The sequence below is a fragment of the Undibacterium sp. CCC3.4 genome (assembly GCF_034347425.1).
Taxonomy (GTDB): domain Bacteria; phylum Pseudomonadota; class Gammaproteobacteria; order Burkholderiales; family Burkholderiaceae_D; genus Undibacterium.
This window is the reverse complement of sequence record NZ_CP133779.1, coordinates 1,995,356-2,013,961: the sequence shown is the minus strand read 5'-3', so window position 1 is coordinate 2,013,961 and position 18,606 is coordinate 1,995,356. Positions and strand designations below refer to the sequence as shown.

Sequence of the window (18,606 nt, the reverse complement as noted above, 5' to 3'; positions counted from 1 at the left end):
GTTTTCAGTGCTGAAAACGACACTAGGTTCCCGCCAAAGGTATGCGGTGTGGTAGATGTAAAAAATGTCCGTCCGACGTTTGCGACAGCCTCTGAAGTGCGGGGTTTCAAACCCTGGGGAAGCGCAGATTCTTAAAAAAAGGCCAGCAAAAATTTCTGCTGGCCCTTCTTTTTTTTTCACGCAACAAGCCGAAAATCTCGACCGTCTCAGCCCATCATTAACGGTTCTCACCGATGAAGCCAACGATGGCCTCAAGCAAATCATCTTCGCGGTAAGGCTTACCGAAATATTCATTGACCCCAAGTTCACGCGCATAGTTGCGATGCTTGTCGGCTGTGCGCGAAGTGATCATGATGATGGGAATGTGGGCGGTACGCGCATCGCTGCGCACATTGCGCGTCAGATCGAAGCCATCCATACGCGGCATTTCAATATCGACCAGCATCACGTCGGGGGTAATCGATTGCAACTGTTCAAGCGCATCAATACCGTCTTTCGCCAAGATTACTTGATAGCCTTCGCGCGCCAGCAAGCGCTGAGTGACGCGTCGCACCGTCAGCGAATCATCGACCACCATCACCGTATGTTGGGTACGTAAGCCTTGCACCGGTTCGGCCGGCAACTGTGGTGAATGTTCTTGCAAATCGGCAACGGCACCCATTTCATGTCCAAGCTGTGGCAGGCGCAATTGTTCAGCTTCCCATTTTTGCGCCAGCGGTACCGGATTGATGATCAGTACGATGTCACCGGAACCGAGCACGGTGGCACCGGCTACGCCGGGCATACGGGCCAGTTGCGGTCCGATGTTTTTTACCACCACCTCACGATTACCGACGATATCGTCAACGTGGATGGCGACCCGCTCGGTACCGTTTTTCATGATTAACAGCGGCGAATACTGCTGTGCCAACGGCACGGCATCGCGCTGGCCTAACAAGGCCGATAAATAATGCATGGGCACGCGCTGATTTTGCCACTGCACCGAGCGCTCATTATAAGCCGTCGCCAGTGCATGGGCTTTCAACTGCTGCACTTGTTCCACCAAGACTGATGGCACGGCGAAGGTACGGCCGCCGGAACTGAGCAGTACCACTTGGGTCACCGCCAGTGTCAATGGTAAGCGTATCGTGAATTCGGCACCGCTGCCGGCCACGCTGGCGACTTCCACCCGACCGCCGAGCGAGGCCGCTTCGGAACGGACCACGTCCATCCCAACGCCGCGCCCAGCCAGTTCGGTGACTTCGACTGCGGTGGAAAAACCGGGCTCGAAAATCAAACTGGCCATGTCGGAGTCGGCTAACTGTTCATCCAATCCGAGCAAGCCGAGCTTGTGCGCCTTATCGCGGATGTCGTCGAGATTCAAACCCTGGCCGTCATCCTTGAAGCGGATCACCACTTCATTGCCTTCCTGCCGCACTTCTATCTGTAATTCGCCGGTCTCATCCTTGCCATGATCGCGCCGCACTTGGCGTGATTCAATGCCATGGACAATTGCATTGCGCAGTAAATGTTCGAATGGTCCGACCATTTTTTCCAACACACCACGATCCATTTCGACGTTACCACCGCGAATATCGAGATTGACGCGCTTATCGATTTCTTTGGCAGTCTGGCGCGTGACGCGATACAAACGCTCTGTCACGCTGGCGAAAGGAATCATACGAACCCGCATCAAATCCTGTTGCAGTTCGCGGGTCAAGCGTGCTTGCACATGTAAATTGCCGGACGCGCCGTCGATGGTGCGGGTCAGATTGGTCTGCACGGTGGCGACGTCGCTGACGCTTTCGGCCATCATACGCGTCAATTCCTGCAAGCGCGTAAAGCGGTCAAATTCCAGCGGATCGAATTCACGATCGGCCGAATGCGCCATGCGTGAGGTGATCTGGGTTTCGGCTTGAATTTCGACTTCGCGCAATTGGGCGCGCAAGCGGCTGACGTTTTCCGTCAATTCGCTTAAAGAACTGCGCAAGGTGCCGACTTCATTCTCCAAGCGCGAACGTGAAATCGACACTTCACCAGCTTGATTGACCAAACGATCGAGTACATCGGCGCGCACCCGCACCAAAGTCACCGGTGCCGCCGGTGCCGCGGCTGCGCGCGCCGCGACCGCATGGAGCGGCGTCGCAAACGGCTGCACTACGCCACTCGGCAGGCTGGTCGGCACAGCGACAGGCTCGCTGACGGCCGCGACCTGGGCTTCTTGAAATTGGTCGAGCTCTTGCGCAGCCGTCAATACTTCGGGTAAGCCATCGTCGGCATACACTTCCGGGTGTTGCAAGCGATCGAACAATTGCATGCTCAAATCATGACGCGTCAACAAATCTTCGAGCAAAGGTCCACGTGCCGGAGCAGGGACGAGCATCAGATTTTCGATCCGTGTTTCCATGTCATGGATATGCTGTCCGAGTGCCATGGCACCGGCCATACGGGCACTACCTTTCATGGTGTGCATGAGCCGGGCGATCGCCTGCAAAGTGGCGGCATCATCGGGCTGCTCTTGCGAGCGGCGCAATAATTGCTCAATCATAGGCAAGAGATCGAGGCCTTCTTCGATAAACACCGGCAGTAAATCGAGATCGAGATCGTCCTTGATTTGCAAGGCCGAATCAGTCAGCTGCGCCGTGCTTGCCGGCGCATCGAACGCAGCAGCATGTCGTCCCTCAGGCAACGCTGCGACCAGTTCAGCGGCGCCAGCCACCCCGGCCAAATCGGCCAGGTCGAGTTTTTCATTGGTCGAGGTAATGAATTCTTCATCGGCACCGGCAGCGGAACGGGCGATCACGTCGGCCAGTAAGATCTCGAGTTGGTGCACCCGTTCGCTGGCAAATTCAGCAATTTCTGACAAGGCAAATTTCTGCAACATGTTGCGCGCGGTGTCTAAGGCCAGCTCGAGTAAATCATATTCACTCACCAACAACTCCACCGGATGGCGCTCCAGTCTTTGCAATACCATTTCCAAACTGTGGGCCAATTCTTGCAGCGGCTTGAGACCGACGGTGGCGGAACTGCCGGCTAAAGTATGGCTGGCATGGATCGCATGGGTGGTGACATGCCGATACGGTTCATGCCGCCATTCGGCGAAATCTTGCGACAGAAAACGCACGATTTCATCGGTCTCTGCCATATAAATTGAATACAGCGGCAGGCTGATTTCGAGCTCACCGATACGCTTGATATTGTCATCGAGACCAACGGCTGCGCGGCTTTGCTCGGGAAAACCGATGATTTGGGCACTGCTTGAGGCGGCAATGGATTCCGGCAGCACGCTTTCGAGCGGCGCAGCTTCGACGGTTTCTTCGGCCACTGCGGCTTCGGCTACGGCCGCTTCGATCTCTGCTTCTGCTGCCACTGCTGGTTGGTTCACTGTTTCTGCGCCGATGAACTCATCGGCCAGATCGGCTTCGGCTACGCTGGCGGCAGCGAGCTCGCTGGCCATCGCCGGTTCCAACTCGGTCACCAGCGAACTGGCCAACCAATCTTCCAGACTAGGCGTCGGCGACAGATCGAGCAGCGGCTCTGGTATCGGCGTGAGTTCACTCTGCGGCTCGGCCAGCGCCGCCAAGGTGGCGCTGGCAGTCTGCTGCGCGACATCGCTGGCCAGCAGTGCTTCAAAATCATCGGCGTCGGCGTCGGCCTCTGCTGGTACGGGTAAATCGAGCAGCAGCAATTCGTCGAGATCATCCGCCTTCGCGACAGTCGGCTCTTCGATCGCCGCCACCGCAGGCAGTGCCTCTGCTACTGGCGTAATTTCGGCAATCTCGGCCAGCTCGGCAATCTCACTATGCTCCGCCGGCAAGCCGGCTTGTAATCGCTCGGCAGCGGCAATCAGGGCCGCGCCATCGCGTGAGGAGTAAGCGCTTTGTTTGAGTTCGGCCACCCAGCGCGTCATTTCCAGCGCACTGTGTTCGAGCAAAGTATACAAAGCATCGCTGCCACTACGCGACTCCGACAACCACAGATTCATGACTTGCTCAACGCTCCACGCTGCCGCACCGAACACCGGCAAACCGACCATGCGGCTGCTGCCTTTCAAGGTGTGGAACGAGCGCCGCAAGCTGGTCAGATAGGCTTGGTTGTCGATGTCCTTGCGCGCGCTCGGCAACGTAAGTTCAACGAATTCCAGCACTTCTTCGGCTTCGGTGAGAAAAATATCGAGTAATTCGGCATCGACGGCGGCTTCGCTGTTCGGCAATACTACCGCCAGCAAAGGCTGGGATTCCGGATTAGCGATCGTCGCTGTCACGATGTCTTGCAAGTCGGCGGCTGAGTGTGGCTGGCCGGCTTGGCCGAGCAAATCGATGGCGGTGGCAGCACGTTCGCTGGCATCGGCATCGTCGAGCACATGGGCGACCGCGCGTTCGGATTCGAGCGAATCGATCAATTGCGTATGCAAGCTTTGGTCATCGGGATGGGCCGCCAGCGATACCGCCAAACGCGCCGATTCCTGCTGCTGCTGGGTCAATTCTTGTTCCGCCGTCGCCGCCGCCGGCAAGGCCGTCGTCAGTTCGAGTCCATTCGCTGGCAGTAATGCCTTGTTCGCCACCGCCTCGAGCAAGTTGGAACGGAACACTCCAGCCTCGGTATCAAAGCTGAATTTTTTCTTGGCCGTCTCGGGTTGCGACTGCAGAGTTTCGATGAAAAAACTCAGGGCACCGATATTTTGTGCCACCGTTTGATGCGTCTGGGCTTGGCCAGCGCGCTCCTCGGGGGCGGCGGCGGCCAATCCGGCGATCAATTGACGGGTATGTTCCACCGCTTGCATGGCGACATCTTGATCGAGCATCGCCAGCGCACCGCCGACTTGATGCAAGATGCTGTCGACCGAGCTCAGCGTGGCGGTCTGGCTAGTGTCGCGGAAGTAATCGTCGAGGATCTTTTCAACCTGGCGCAAGCTGGTTTGCATTTCACCGACCAACACCCCCATGGTTTGACGCTGCTGCGCTTCGCGTGAAATTTCGCCCATCCATGGCGCTTGTGAAGCCGGTTCATCACCCGATACCACCGACAACAAACGCGCCGTAATTTCGTCGGCACGCTCAGAAAAATGCGCCGGCAAGCGCGTAATTTGGTCCAATGCCGTTTCGATGAATAACAGGCTGGTGGCCAATTCCAAACCGAGTTTGCTGCTTTCGGCAGTGTGCGCGACATGGCGTGCGATGCCGCTCAATTCACGCAGCAGCTTGGCCAAGGCTGGGGCATTGAGCTGGCCACTGGTTTCGGCCAAGTCTTTCATTTTTTGCGAAAATTTGTCGGCCAGCGTGGTCTCACCATTGGCGATACGGCCCCACAAATTTTTCACCGTAGTCAATTGTTCTTTCGCCGTACTGAGTACGCCGGCGGCAATCTGACCGTAATTTTTTTGATTGTAATCGAGCGGCACTTGGTTGGCCAGCGAGTAGGCCTGGCGTATGCTGGCTACGAATGGTGAAGGTTCACTGACCTGTGCCAAGAAAAACAAGGCATCTCTGAGCAAGCGCTCCGGAATCGCCTGCACACCATCGAGCAAACGGCGAATTTGCAGGTTGATGCGACCGAAAATTTGTTTCACGTATTGCTGGTTTTCTATCCCACCCTGCGCCACCGCTTCGGCAAACGCCGACATCACCACCCAAAAGGCTTTGGCTTGTGGGTTACTCTGCATTTGCTCGATTTCTTTGAGCACGATGCGAATCGCTGCGGCCGCTTCTTGCTGTTGCGCCAGTTCTTTACTGGTCAGCAGTGTTAACAGTGCTTTTTCAAAACGTCCGCGCAAGCCGGTGTAATCGGCCGGTGCGCTTTGCAGCGTGACGGTCAGTTCCGGAATTTTTTCGCGCATCGATAAGGCAGGGAAAAACAGATCGGCCGGGTGAATCCGGTCGGCACCTTTGAGTTCCAACAGCGCGCGGTAATACGGAAACAAGCGCACCGGCTGATGTGCCGCGCCCGACAACAGATCTTCCAGATAACGCAAGACCGCATGGAAAGCATCGAGAATCACCTCAACATGCTCGGCACGCATTTCCAACTGTTCCATTTGCAAACGATCGATCACATCTTCTATCGTTTCCGTCACCATAGAGACACCGTCGATATCGACGATTTGCAAAGCACCGTGCGCTTGATGCAAGTAACTTTTGGCGTGCAACAGCGAAGTCGAGCGACTGTCTGCATCTTGCGTCAGTGCTTGCGTGAGCATTTTGCCCGCGTGGGTCACTGCTTCACGCACTTCCGCCATGACCCAGGAAAGCGGTCCGGTATCGAACTGTTCCTGGGCTTGTTGTGGCGAATTGGAAAAATCGACTGTCATGCGTACTCCGCAAACTCAAGAGGCGATGACATGCCGTCACCGCCTGGCAAATGTGATAGAACCTGACAACGGTTCTCAGATGGAAAAATCAGGCAGTGACGCGGAAACGTGAAACGGAATTTTTCAATTCTTCCGCTAACATCGCGAGCTGCTTAATGGAATCCGCCGTTTGTTGGGTGCCGCTTTGGGTTTGTTCGGTAATGGTCAGAATATGCTGAATATTTTGCGCCACACCATTGGCCGAGGTAGCTTGCTGTTCAGTAGCCAGAGAAATACCTTGAATCAGCTCGGCCAAACGGTTGGAAACGCTACGAATTTCCGACAAAGCCGTACCGGCCGCATCCGACAGTTTCGCCCCTTCGACCACACCCTGAGTGGATTTTTCCATCGCCGCCACTGCATCATGGGTATCGGTTTGAATGGTACGAACCAGCGCACCGATCTGTTTGGTCGCTTCGGCCGAACGTTCCGCCAAGCGCTGCACCTCTTCCGCCACCACCGAGAAGCCGCGCCCGGCTTCGCCGGCTGAAGCGGCTTGAATCGCTGCGTTCAAGGCCAAGACGTTGGTTTGTTCGGTAATATCGGAAATCAGTTCAGTGATTTCACCAATTTCCTGCGAGGATTCACCGAGACGTTTAATCCGCTTGGAAGTTTCCTGAATTTGTTCGCGAATTTCATTCATGCCCGAGATCGCATTTTCCACCGCATGCGCGCCTTGTTCCGCCGCTACCACCGACTGCCGCGCTACTTCGGCCGATTCATTGGCAGAGCGCGAGACATCGGTAATTTCGGCCGCCATGGCCAAAACGATTTGACCGGCATCAGAAATTTCACGCGATTGCTGTTCCGAAGCGTCAAGCAAATCGTTCGAAATATTCTGCGCCTGATTCGACGCCGCCGTCACTTGCTCAGCCGTATTGGTTACCCGCCCTACCAGACCGCGCAACTCTTCCACCGTGTAGTTAACCGAGTCGGCAATCGCGCCGGTAATGTCTTCGGACACCGTCGCTTGCACCGTCAAGTCACCATCAGCTACTTCTTGCAATTCATTCATCAGTCGCAAAATCGCTGCCTGATTCTGATCATTTGCTGCCTTCGCCTCGACTTCTTGTTGCTGCGCTTGCATCATCTGCGCAGCCGTGTCTTTTTGACGTTCATTCGCTTCTTTGGCGCGGTTACGGCTATCCTGCAGCAAAACCAAGGCAATCCCGACCGCAGCCAGCAAGGCAACGGCGGCCGACACCAGCATGAGCCAGAAGGAGGTGCTGACCGAATCTTGCTCGGACGTGTAAGCCTTTTGCAACTTGGTCAGCTTATCTTTCAACTCTTCGTTTTCATTAAACAGCAATTGTTCAGATTGTTTCGCTGCGATAAAGTTTTGCAAGTTACCGAGAATGCTCGAAACCGAGCCTTGATAATCGACGAAAGTCTTTTGCAATTCTTCCAGTTTATCGCGGGTATCGGCATCTTTACTCATACTCAGACGCAGTACTTCACTGCCTTTGAGGAAGCCGTCAACCAAATCGCGGAAGGTATTGGTATCTTTACCGAGCAAGAACGCAGTTTCCGGATTGACACCCTCGGAAGTCAGAAATTCATTGGCACTCCGACCTAAACGCTGAGTCAACATAACCAACTGGCCGGAGGCGGAAATTTCACGTGCGGAACCGCCGCCTTGTACTTTGAGCGTGGAAATTTGTTCGGTCAGTTCCAACAATACCGGCGAGAGACCATTGAGCTTTTGCAGTGTTTGACCAAAGCCGGTCAATTCTTTACGACGCAGCAAAATCGTTTCCGAGGCCTTGTTCGAGTTTTGCCAGCTTTTCACTGTTTCCATCAACACCGGTTCAAACGCGGCAGCGGCCTTGTCGACGTTACGGCCTTGATAATTACCGCCTTTGAGCAGAATATTCAAATCGGCATTAATTTCTTTGCGACTGTTTTCCAGCTGTTTAAACGCTTCAACATTACCTTGAATCGCATTCGGTGCCGCTTTACCGATACGTTGCGAGTGCATCAGCACGTCACCGGCAATCTGCACCTGAGTCGACACCAAGGCCGACTGACTGGCATTGAGCCAAACGAAAAACGCCCCGGCTACCAGCGCCAGCGCCATGGTAATCGAGAGCACGCGCATTTGCTGCTGCAAGCTCATCGCACCGATCAGTGGCAAGCGCAGATCGCCGCCTTTTTCCAGCGCATCACCGATGAAGGTCGCATCGGCGCGATTTTCTTGGCGAGTGAATGAGGCGGCGGGGGCGGCGTCAGGCGTGAGCATCTTCACATTGCTCGCTTCTTCCACGTCGACGGCATCCGCATTCGCATTCGCATTCGCAAAAGATCGTGCCACCACTTCTGCTCCGTCGATTGTCGGATTTTCTTTTCTTTTGGACAAGAACGGTAGATTAAATGCCATTACTGAGTCTCCTAAACGATGGACAAACTTTCAGTTTTGCTTGAAATACAAACTGAATGTGATAAACCGCAACAGTTGCAAAATCACTTTTGCACCAGACGCCGCATAAATCCCGGTGGGCCTTGCCCGCTGGAATCTGCGCCGCGCTTCCCTATAAGCCTATGTGCAAAAAATCCTGATCTTGTAGCAAGACCGACAGACTCAGTGCGTACCAAAAATTTCCATCCCGATCGCGGAATTTGCGCGATAACCACGCCCGCTGATCGTTTCCATGCTGGTCGAAGACGACTTCTTCCATATCAGCAATATTACGCAAGCCCAACACCTGCGAAACCAACAAGCCACTGTTGAACGCCAAAGCGGGAGCAAAAGCGACAATGCGCGAACTGGCATCGCGATTGGTCACATCATGTCCTTGAAAACGTGGCAAATCGACGACGCTGGTCAAATTACCGCGAATATTCGACAAACCGACATACCAGTCTTTAGTCAGAGGAACCGACATCAGCGAACCGGTACTGACGATTTCGCCGGATTCGCGCAAATCCAACAAGTAGCGCAAGGGCCCGACCAAGATACCCAACTGATTAACCTGGGTAAAGTCGCCACGTTGTGCTGCCTGCATACGCTCGACCAACTGCGCCTGAAATTCACGCAAGCGCGTGCGCCGCAAACCACGGGGAGCTTGTTTCGTTTCTACAGGAACAACGACAGGGTCATTCAAATTCTGGGGCATGAACGGATCCGAGAGGGTCTGACTGATAAGAAATCGGTGTAGGTCAGACCGCTGATCTACACCGCAGCGCTTAACCGAGCGCGGCTATTTTGGCCAACAATTCTTGCGGATCGATAGGCTTAACCAAATAATCGCGTGCACCTTGGCGCAACCCCCAAATACGGTCTGTTTCTTGATTTTTACTCGTGCAGATAATCACCGGCACATCTTGTGTTTCCGGATCTTTGGCGATCGCGCGCGTGATTTGGAAACCGTTTTGACCTGGCATGACCACATCCATCAAGATCAGTTGCGGTTTATCAGCCTTGATTTTAGCCAGGGCCTCTTCGCCGTTTTCTGCAGTCGAAACGGAAAAACCGTGCTTGACCAGCACGTCGGTCAGAAAATAGCGCTCTGTCGGCGAGTCATCCACTACTAAAATTTTCTGAATAGCCATATGTCTTACCTTACTTAAAACTGGAATAATCGACGCCGCCAAGTGGCAGCGCCATGTTTGAAAGCTTACTTCGTGTTCGATGCAGAGGTGTAATTCCTTACCGTTTTCAACAAGCTGTCTTTGGTAAACGGTTTGGTCAAATATTCGTCCGAACCGACCATGGCACCGCGGGCGCGATCGAACAGCCCATCTTTAGACGACAGCATGATCACCGGCGTATCGCGAAACTTGGCGCTTTTTTTAATCAAGGCGCAGGTTTGATAGCCATCGAGCCGCGGCATGAGGATGTCGCAAAAGATCAAATCCGGATGCGAGTCATTGATCTTTGCCAAAGCATCGAAGCCATCTTCGGCCAGCACAATCTTATATCCGGCTTGCCCGAGAAAGATCTCGGCCGACCGACGTATCGTACTGCTGTCGTCGATCACCATGATCTTCAAGTTTTCATCGCTAGCCGAAATTGACATAAAATCATCTCTTCACATTGAGTAGTAGCAAGCTGCCACTCTAACAAAGAAAGTTGCCGTAGCGCCTGTTTTTCCAACAATAAACTTTTAAAGCCAACCAAAAAAATACAAAAACGCGGTTAAATTACCACCATTTCAAAATCTTCTTTGCGTGCACCGCATTCCGGACAGGTCCAATTCATCGGCACATCTTCCCAACGGGTACCGGCAGCGATGCCTTCATCGACCAAACCTTGCTCTTCGGAATAGACCCAGCCACAGATCAGGCACATCCACGTTTTCCATTCCCCGCCGGCGTTTGCGCTGGTGCTTACGCTTGTGCTTATATTATCAATCACGACTAAAACCCTTCAATCAAGTAAAATATTCAACTTACCAAGTCCCCATCTGACGCGCAGATGCAAATCAACCCAACCGGCTATAGTAATCTACCCAACGTGCAAAACCAAATTTCTCCGCTTATTGTCAGCTTCGGCGCCGCCGATCCGGTTGCCGCCACCGGTTTATTCGCCGATTTAGCCACATTCGCAGCCATGGGCTGTCATGGCCTGCCCATCGTCACCGCCATTCTCACCGGTGACACCGCGCAGATCGACAGCATTCACGGCATGGAAGCCGATTTGGTCGATGAACAGGCACGCACCATACTCGAAGACATGGTCGTCACCGCCTTCAAGGTCGGGCAAGTCGGCAGCGTCGAGAATGTCACGGTGATCGCCGAAATCGTTTCTGATTACCCCGATTTTCCCATGGTTCTCGATCCCTTCAATACCGCCTTGACCGAACAAATCCCAGAAGCCGAAGACTTGGCGCTGGCGATACGCGAATTACTGATCCCTCAGGCCGGTCTGTTGCTGATTTCGGCGGTCGAGCTGGCGCGCCTGTCCGAAACTTGGAAAGACAATGCCGAAGCCGAAGCCGACGACTTAAGCGTTGATGCCATGACCCTGATCGAATCCGGCTGCCAATTTGTGCTCGTCACCGGCACGCCCGGTGCGACCGGCGAGGTCGCCAACACCCTCTTTGGCGAAACCGGCCAAGTACGCAGAGACGTATGGCCGCGCATCCCCGGTTCGTTTGCCGGGGCCGGGTCAACCTTATCGGCTGCCATCACGGCTTTACTGGCCAATGGCTTGGAAATTCCCGAAGCAGTACTCGAAGCACAAGAATTCACCCAAGCTGCAGTCAGCCATGCGCAACAACTGGGTATGGGAAAAATGATTCCCGACCGGTATTTCTGGGCCCGCGAAAGCGACTAAGCCAAGCGCGCGCTCAGGCGACCTGCGCTTGCCACTCCTTATTTTATCCAAAGTGATTACCATGAACAATAATGAAATCCTGTTTGCCCGTGCCCAGAAAACCACTCCGGGCGGCGTCAACTCGCCGGTACGAGCGTTTCGTTCAGTCGGCGGCACACCGCGTTTCATCCGCCGTGCCGAAGGTGCCTACTTCTGGGATGCCGAAGATCGACGTTACATCGACTACATCGGTTCCTGGGGCCCGGCCATCGTCGGCCATGCCCATCCTGAGGTAGTCGCAGCGGTACAAGAGGCGGCGGCACGCGGCCTGAGTTTCGGTGCGCCGACCGAAGGCGAAGTCTTGATGGCCGAAGAAATTTGCCGACTGGTACCGGGCATAGAACAAGTGCGCTTGGTCTCGAGCGGTACGGAAGCGACCATGAGCGCGCTGCGTTTGGCACGTGGCGCCACCAAACGCGACAAAATCATTAAATTCGAAGGCTGCTACCACGGCCATGCCGACGCCTTGTTGGTGAAAGCCGGCAGCGGCTTACTCACCTTCGGCAATCCTACCTCGGCCGGGGTGCCGGAAGATTTCAGCAAACACACGCTGGTGCTCGACTATAACAATTGCGAGCAACTCGAAGAAGTATTCGCCCGCATCGGCGACCAAATCGCCTGCATCATCGTCGAGCCTATCGCCGGTAATATGAACCTGATACGCGCGAGCGCAGCATTCATCGCCACCATGCGCCGTTTATGTACCGAACATAAAAGTATTCTGATTTTCGATGAAGTCATGTGCGGCTTTCGCGTCGACTTACACGGTGCACAAGCGCTGTATGGTGTGGTCGCCGATCTGGTATGCATGGGCAAAGTCATCGGCGGCGGTTTGCCGGTGGCGGCCTTCGGCGGCAGCGCCGCATTGATGGGGCATATGGCACCGCTGGGCGGCGTGTATCAAGCCGGTACCTTGTCCGGCAATCCGGTGGCGGTGGCGGCTGGCATGACCACGCTGAAAATCATACAGCAAGCGGGCTTCCATGAACTGCTGAGCCAACGCACACGGCGCTTGGTCGATGGCTTATCGGCAGCGGCCGCCGCCGCTGGCGTCACATTTTGCGCCGATGCCGTCGGTGGCATGTTCGGCCTGTATTTCGCCGCCAGCATTCCAGACTCGTATGCCGCCATGATGGCCAGCGACAAAGAAAAATTCAATCGCTTCTTCCATCTCATGCTCGACGCCGGCGTCTATCTGGCCCCCTCAGCCTTCGAAGCCGGCTTCGTCTCGATTGCGCATGATGAAGCCATCATCGACGCCACCATCGCGATTGCGGCGACAGCTTTTGCGCAGATGGCAGCATAAGCAAAGCACGCTTACACGCGAAAATTCACCTGCCCTGGCCGCTGCGGCAAATGCAATTGCGTTTGCACGCGCGGCGTTGCGCTGATCACGACGCCGCGCCGTATCACGTAACGGCGTACCGGCCGCAAACGTAAGGCTTCGATCGTATCGCCGGCATCGAGAATGACAAAATCAGCGTGGCAGCCGAGCTGCAAACCATAGCCTTCGAGCCCGAGGATACGCGCCGGTGTCGTCGTGATCGCGGCAAAGCAGGCACGCATGGCGGCACGCCCGGTCATCTGCGCTACATGCAAACCCATCTGCGCCACTTCCAACATATCGGCGCTGCCGAGGCTGTACCACGGATCCATCACGCAATCATGACCAAACGCGACATCTATTCCGGCCGCCATCAATTCCGGTACTCGCGTCATGCCACGTCGTTTCGGATAGCTGTCGTGCCGCCCTTGCAGTGTGATATTGATGAGCGGGTTGGCGATCGCAGCGACGCCAGCCTCACGTATCAGCGGCAGTAATTTACTGACATAATAATTATCCATCGAATGCATCGAGGTCAGATGCGATGCCGCCACCCTACCCTGCATGCCGAGTCGATGGCTGTGAAAGGCCAAGCTTTCAATATGGCGCGATTGTGGATCATCCGACTCATCGCAATGCATGTCGACACGCAAGCCTTGTTCCGCCGCGAACTCGCACAGCAAGCGTACCGATTCTGCCCCCTCAGCCATGCTGCGTTCGAAATGCGGAATGCCGCCAACCACATCGACTCCCAGCGCAATCGCACGACGCAAATTCGTCATGGCATTTTTACTGCGCAACAGTCCATCTTGGGGAAACGCTACTAATTGCAAATCGAGATAGGGTGCAACCAAGCGCCGCACCTCCAACATCGCTTCGACGGCCAGCAAACGATCATCGCAAATATCGACATGCGAACGAATCGCCAGCAAGCCTTTGCCGACGGCCCAATCACAGTAACGCAGCGCGCGCGCAATCAAGGCATCTTGCGTCAGAGTCCCCATAATTCTATGCCCTCCAGCAAGGTGCCGGATTGATTATGCCGCGGCAAGCCGAGGCTGAGCACCGCATCGAGGTGGAAATGCGCATCGACAAATGGTGGACTGAGTAAATCGCCAGCGGCATCGAGTTCAGGACAATCAGATACCGCCAGTGCCGGGCCGATAGCGGCAATGCGGCCGTCGCGCACCAAGATGTCGATGCCGTGTTGCCCATCGGGCAGGGTGGCATTGCGAATCACCAATTCAGACATGTTTGATCCTTTTCATTAAAGTTACAAAAACCCCGCACTCCGATACCTATCCTACGGCATAATCCGACAACAGAAAGGCAGGAATGTTATGGCAACCATGAAGCAGGTCGCGCTCAAAGCGCGCGTCTCCACCACTACCGTATCTCATGTGATCAATAATACCCGCGTTGTCAGCGACGAAGCGCGCGCGCGCGTGCTGGCGGTGATCAAGGAGTTGCGTTATATTCCCAGTGCTGTTGCGCGCAGCCTCAAGAACGATCGCACCCATACCTTCGGCATGATGATTCCGAACAACTCTAACCCGTATTTTGCCGAAGTGATACAGGGAATCGAAGCGGCGTCGTTCAAACTCGGCTATAACATTATTTTGTGTAATTCTGACGATGATCCCAAGAAGCAAGCCGCCTATGTGCGCGTGCTCATGGAAAAACGGATTGATGGCTTGATTCTGGTTTCGTCCGGTAGCGATGAAGAGTTAACGCAATTGCTAGCCGATGAAGGGATACCGAAAGTCTTGGTCGATCGCGAAGTAAGCGGTGTGCTGGCCGACTTTATTGAAGCCGATCATGTACAGGGTGGCTACGATGCGACGCGCTATCTGCTTGGTCTCGGACATCGCCGTATCGCCTGCGTCGCCGGACCCGATACGCTGCTGCCGAGCGGCGGGCGGGTGGCCGGTTACCAACGTGCACTGAGCGAAGCCGGCATTGCCCATCGCGACAGCTATTTGGTCCACAGCGACTTCACCAGCCAAGGCGGATTTCTCGCCTTTCAAACACTATTAGCCCTGCCGGAACGGCCAACGGCTATTTTTGCCAGTAATGATTTGATGGCCATCGGTGGTATCTGCGCCGCCACGCAAGCTGGCTTTAGCATTCCGCAACAACTGTCTGTGGTTGGTTATGATGATATTGCTTTGGCTTCATTCAGTACGCCGCCGCTGACCACGATTGCCCAGCCCAAACATGCCATAGGCCAATTGACGGCGCAAATTTTAGTCGACCGCATCGCCTACCCGGAAACCCCGTTACGACGTGAAATGCTGCCATCGACATTAGTCGTGCGGCAATCAAGCGGTGCCGCACCAATAACAAGCAGCGATTAAGGCGATTACCGAGCGACGAGTTGCAAGAGCCAAGTGTTTTGCAACTCACTGACAATACGCAAGCCAACTTGCAATAGCAACAAAGCCACCATAGGCGAAAAATCGAGACCGCCTAAGGCCGGCAAGACCCGGCGCAGCGGCGCGAGCAGCGGCGCATTGAGGGCACGGATGAATGGTGCCAAGGGTGCAGCCGGATTGACCCAACTGAAAATCGCCTCAAGCACAAGCAAGGCCATCAAGCCGTACAAACCCCACTGCACAATGCGAAAGAAAGCCAAGCTGGCGATGAGCAGCGGCGGAAACTGCGCACGCAAGGCAAACGACAGCGCCACCGACACCAGCGCGACCAACAGCGCCGCGATCAAACTGGCCCAATCGTAACCGCGAAAACCCGGCACCAGGCGGCGCATCGGATGCACCAACCAATCCGTCATCTGAAAAATTGCCTGTGCCAAGGGTGCTGGCGGCCGCAAACGCTGCGCCTGTATCCAGAAGCGCAAGAGTAAAAAACCAGCTAACAAGCCGGTCACCGCATCAATGATAAAGCTGAAAATATCTTGCAACACACATAGCCTTTATTAAAAAAAACCCACCGGGTGACAGAATCACGCAGTGGGTATTGTGCCTCAAACCGTCCGGGCATCCAAGCATAACGAATTACGCCGGACGAATTCCGGTTGGGAAAGGCCATGCGGCGTTCGCACTGACAACAGTTTTGACGTCAGATGTCGCGGCTTTTTTTGCTACCGGCTTTTTAACGGCTGGTTTGGCTACGGCTTTCTTGACTGCCGGTTTGGCAGCTGGGGCGGCTTTAGCAACGACCGCTGGTTTAGCAACGGCTTTCTTAACGACGGCGACTTTTTTCACGGCTGTTTTAGCAACTGCCGCTACTTTTTTTGCCGCAGCAACAGGTTTGGCGGCGACTTTAGCGATCGCTTTTTTAGCGACCGGTTTGACGACTGCTTTTTTCACTGCTGGTTTGGCGACTACTTTCGCGAGCGCTTTTTTGGCGACTGCTTTGGCAGTTGGTTTTGCTGCGGCTTTTGCCAGCGCCTTTTTAGCCACTGGCTTCGCGACGGCTTTAACTGCTTTCACAGGCTTGGCTGCTTTGAGCGCTTTCACAGCCTTGACTGGTTTTGCTGGTTTTGCTGCTTTGACTGCTTTGACTGCTTTGACTGCTTTGACTGGCTTGGCTGCTTTCACAACTTTTACAGCTTTCACAGCTTTTACTGGCTTAGCTGCTTTCACTGCTTTCACTGCTTTCACTGGCTTGGCGACTGCTTTCACAGCCTTGACTGCCTTGACAGGTTTCACTGCAGCTTTAGCAGCCGGCTTAGCGGCGACTTTAGCGAGCACTTTTTTAAGCGCTGGCTTAGCGACTGCTTTAACCGGCTTGGCTAAGACTTTCGTCGGTTTGACAGCTTTCGCAGCGACTTTCACTGCTTTAACTGGTTTAACTACCGCAGCAGGTTTTGCTGCGACTTTTTTTGCTACAGGTTTCTTCACTGCAGCTTCGCTTGCCGACATTTTCGGTGCTGTTGCCATTTTGTTTCTCCTTCGATCGAGATGGAAAAAATCATATAAAAATTAAATCCGCTCTATCCTTTCAAGCGAATTATTCATCGGCACAAACATGCATGCTGTTTGCGCTAATGAATCCGGAACCGGCTCAACTGCTGCATCCCCTCTTTCAATGCAGCACTTGAGCCATATGGGTGGCAAGGCCGAAGCCGTGTGCGGCACAGTGTGCGGCGCAACATCCGCCCTCACCCGCGCCCGCATCACGACAGCTCGTGCGCTGCCCTTACTATTACTGTCGAGTCCAGCGGCAGGCGCAAATCTGTCCGCTTTCAACCCATTAATCAATTTAAAAAACGCAGCTTAAAAAAACGCTGCTGTTACTATGCTGGCTGAAAAACCCCGGGTACAAAGCCAAAAACCGCAAGACCCGGCCTTGCCAGGTATTGCGGCACTAACAGTTCAGAGTAATGTAATCTTTGACTGTCCATTCAGTTTGGTCAGGCCTCTCGGGTTTTACATCTTGTGCAAACCATGAGCATTCCTTTGCAGGGAACCGGGGGCGCTGTGTATTATCAGCTGCTACTCCCAGTTGAGGGCTCCACCGGTTTGATACTCAATCACGCGTGTTTCAAAAAAGTTGCGCTCTTTTTTCAGGTCTATCATTTCGCTCATCCACGGAAATGGATTTTCCTCATGAGGGAACATCGCATCCAGACCGATTTGTTGTGCGCGTCGATTTGCAATGAAGCGCAGATATCCTTTGAACATGGGAGCGTTCAATCCTAACACTCCACGCGGCATTGTATCCTCTGCGTAGCGATATTCCAACTCCACCGCACGCAAAAACAACGATTTAATTTCATCGCGAAATTCAGCGGTCCACAAATGCGGATTTTCCATCTTAATCGTATTGATCAGATCGATCCCAAAATTACAATGCATCGATTCATCGCGCAAAATATATTGATACTGCTCAGCCGCGCCCATCATTTTATTCTGCCGACCGAGCGCTAAAATCTGCGTGAAGCCGACATAGAAAAACAAGCCTTCCATCAGACAAGCGAAGACGATCAACGAACGCAATAAAGTCTGATCGGTTTCCGTCGTGCCGGTCTTGAATTCCGGATCGGTCAAGACATCGATGAAAGGAATCAGGAACTGATCTTTATCACGAATCGATTCGACTTCATTGTAAGCATTGAAAATTTCGCCCTCATCAAGCCCCAGCGATTCGACAATGTATTGATACGCGTGCGTATGAATGGCTTCTTCAAAAGCTTGGCGCAACAAATACTGGCGGCATTCCGGCGCAGTAATGTGACGATAAGTACCCAACACAATATTATTTGCTGCCAAGGAATCGGCCGTCACAAAGAAACCGAGGTTACGCTTAACCAAGCGGCGCTCATCGTCGGTCAGACCATTCGGGCTTTTCCAAAGTTCAATATCACGCTGCATATTGATTTCTTGCGGCATCCAATGGTTAGCGCAACCGGCCAGATACTTATCCCAAGCCCATTTGTATTTGAATGGTACTAACTGATTGACGTCGGTCTGACCATTGATGATACGTTTATCAGCCGCATTCACGCGCCGCGCCACATCTTCCGTACTGACTTGCTCGACCAGCGGCGCAACCGGTGCCGCTGGCGTGGTATCGATACGCACGGCCGGTTGGGGTAGCGTGGCTGGCGTTACTTCTTCGTCCCAAGATAACATTTCTTCATTCCTTCAATTGAGAGAGGCACTACGTTGCACTGCAACG

The 18,606-nt window shown here is 54.1% G+C and carries 12 protein-coding genes and 1 pseudogene; 3 read left to right on the top strand and 10 right to left on the bottom strand.

The window, feature by feature from the left end; all coding sequences use genetic code 11:
* Positions 1-217 precede the first annotated feature (217 nt).
* The 6 genes from RHM61_RS09150 to RHM61_RS09125 form a co-directional block, all read right to left on the bottom strand.
* Positions 218-6,286, bottom strand: coding sequence for an Hpt domain-containing protein (locus tag RHM61_RS09150; RefSeq protein WP_322250806.1), 6,069 nt, complete (start codon positions 6,284-6,286; stop codon positions 218-220).
* A gap of 88 nt (positions 6,287-6,374) precedes the next feature.
* Positions 6,375-8,564, bottom strand: a complete 2,190-nt coding sequence (locus tag RHM61_RS09145; RefSeq protein WP_416200231.1) for a methyl-accepting chemotaxis protein — start codon at positions 8,562-8,564, stop codon at positions 6,375-6,377.
* Between the two features lie 289 nt (positions 8,565-8,853).
* Positions 8,854-9,438, bottom strand: a complete 585-nt coding sequence (locus RHM61_RS09140; protein ID WP_322250804.1) for a chemotaxis protein CheW — start codon at positions 9,436-9,438, stop codon at positions 8,854-8,856.
* A 70-nt stretch (positions 9,439-9,508) separates the two neighbouring features.
* Positions 9,509-9,874, bottom strand: a complete 366-nt coding sequence (locus RHM61_RS09135; protein WP_322250803.1) for a response regulator transcription factor — start codon at positions 9,872-9,874, stop codon at positions 9,509-9,511.
* 65 nt (positions 9,875-9,939) lie between these two features.
* Entirely contained in the window at positions 9,940-10,341 is a 402-nt protein-coding gene (locus RHM61_RS09130) for a response regulator (protein ID WP_322250802.1), read from the bottom strand.
* A 119-nt stretch (positions 10,342-10,460) separates the two neighbouring features.
* Positions 10,461-10,613 (bottom strand): rubredoxin, encoded by a 153-nt coding sequence (locus tag RHM61_RS09125; RefSeq protein WP_322250801.1) that lies wholly within the window; start codon positions 10,611-10,613, stop codon positions 10,461-10,463.
* 165 nt (positions 10,614-10,778) lie between these two features.
* On the opposite strand from RHM61_RS09125, the gene RHM61_RS09120 reads away from it, so the two are divergent.
* Both RHM61_RS09120 and hemL read left to right on the top strand, forming a co-directional pair.
* On the top strand, positions 10,779-11,600 hold the full coding sequence (locus RHM61_RS09120) for a hydroxymethylpyrimidine/phosphomethylpyrimidine kinase (RefSeq protein ID WP_322251076.1): 822 nt from the start codon (positions 10,779-10,781) through the stop codon (positions 11,598-11,600).
* Between the two features lie 61 nt (positions 11,601-11,661).
* Positions 11,662-12,945, top strand: a complete 1,284-nt coding sequence (gene hemL, locus RHM61_RS09115; protein ID WP_322250800.1) for a glutamate-1-semialdehyde 2,1-aminomutase — start codon at positions 11,662-11,664, stop codon at positions 12,943-12,945.
* A gap of 11 nt (positions 12,946-12,956) precedes the next feature.
* On the opposite strand, the pseudogene RHM61_RS09110 reads toward hemL, so the two are convergent.
* Positions 12,957-14,215, bottom strand: a pseudogene (locus RHM61_RS09110) (amidohydrolase family protein).
* A gap of 88 nt (positions 14,216-14,303) precedes the next feature.
* On the opposite strand from RHM61_RS09110, the gene RHM61_RS09105 reads away from it, so the two are divergent.
* The gene (locus tag RHM61_RS09105) at positions 14,304-15,320 is read left to right on the top strand and encodes a LacI family DNA-binding transcriptional regulator (RefSeq protein WP_322250799.1); all 1,017 of its coding nucleotides are present in this window, start codon (positions 14,304-14,306) and stop codon (positions 15,318-15,320) included.
* A 5-nt stretch (positions 15,321-15,325) separates the two neighbouring features.
* On the opposite strand, the gene RHM61_RS09100 is transcribed toward RHM61_RS09105, so the two are convergent.
* The 3 genes from RHM61_RS09100 to RHM61_RS09090 all read right to left on the bottom strand — a co-directional run bounded on the left by RHM61_RS09100 (position 15,326) and on the right by RHM61_RS09090 (position 18,560).
* Positions 15,326-15,886: a YggT family protein gene (locus RHM61_RS09100; RefSeq protein WP_322250798.1), complete on the bottom strand. Its 561-nt coding sequence runs from the start codon at positions 15,884-15,886 to the stop codon at positions 15,326-15,328.
* Between the two features lie 91 nt (positions 15,887-15,977).
* The gene (locus RHM61_RS09095) at positions 15,978-16,865 is read right to left on the bottom strand and encodes a histone (protein WP_322250797.1); all 888 of its coding nucleotides are present in this window, start codon (positions 16,863-16,865) and stop codon (positions 15,978-15,980) included.
* A gap of 555 nt (positions 16,866-17,420) precedes the next feature.
* Positions 17,421-18,560, bottom strand: coding sequence for a ribonucleotide-diphosphate reductase subunit beta (locus tag RHM61_RS09090; RefSeq protein ID WP_322250796.1), 1,140 nt, complete (start codon positions 18,558-18,560; stop codon positions 17,421-17,423).
* Positions 18,561-18,606 lie beyond the last annotated feature (46 nt).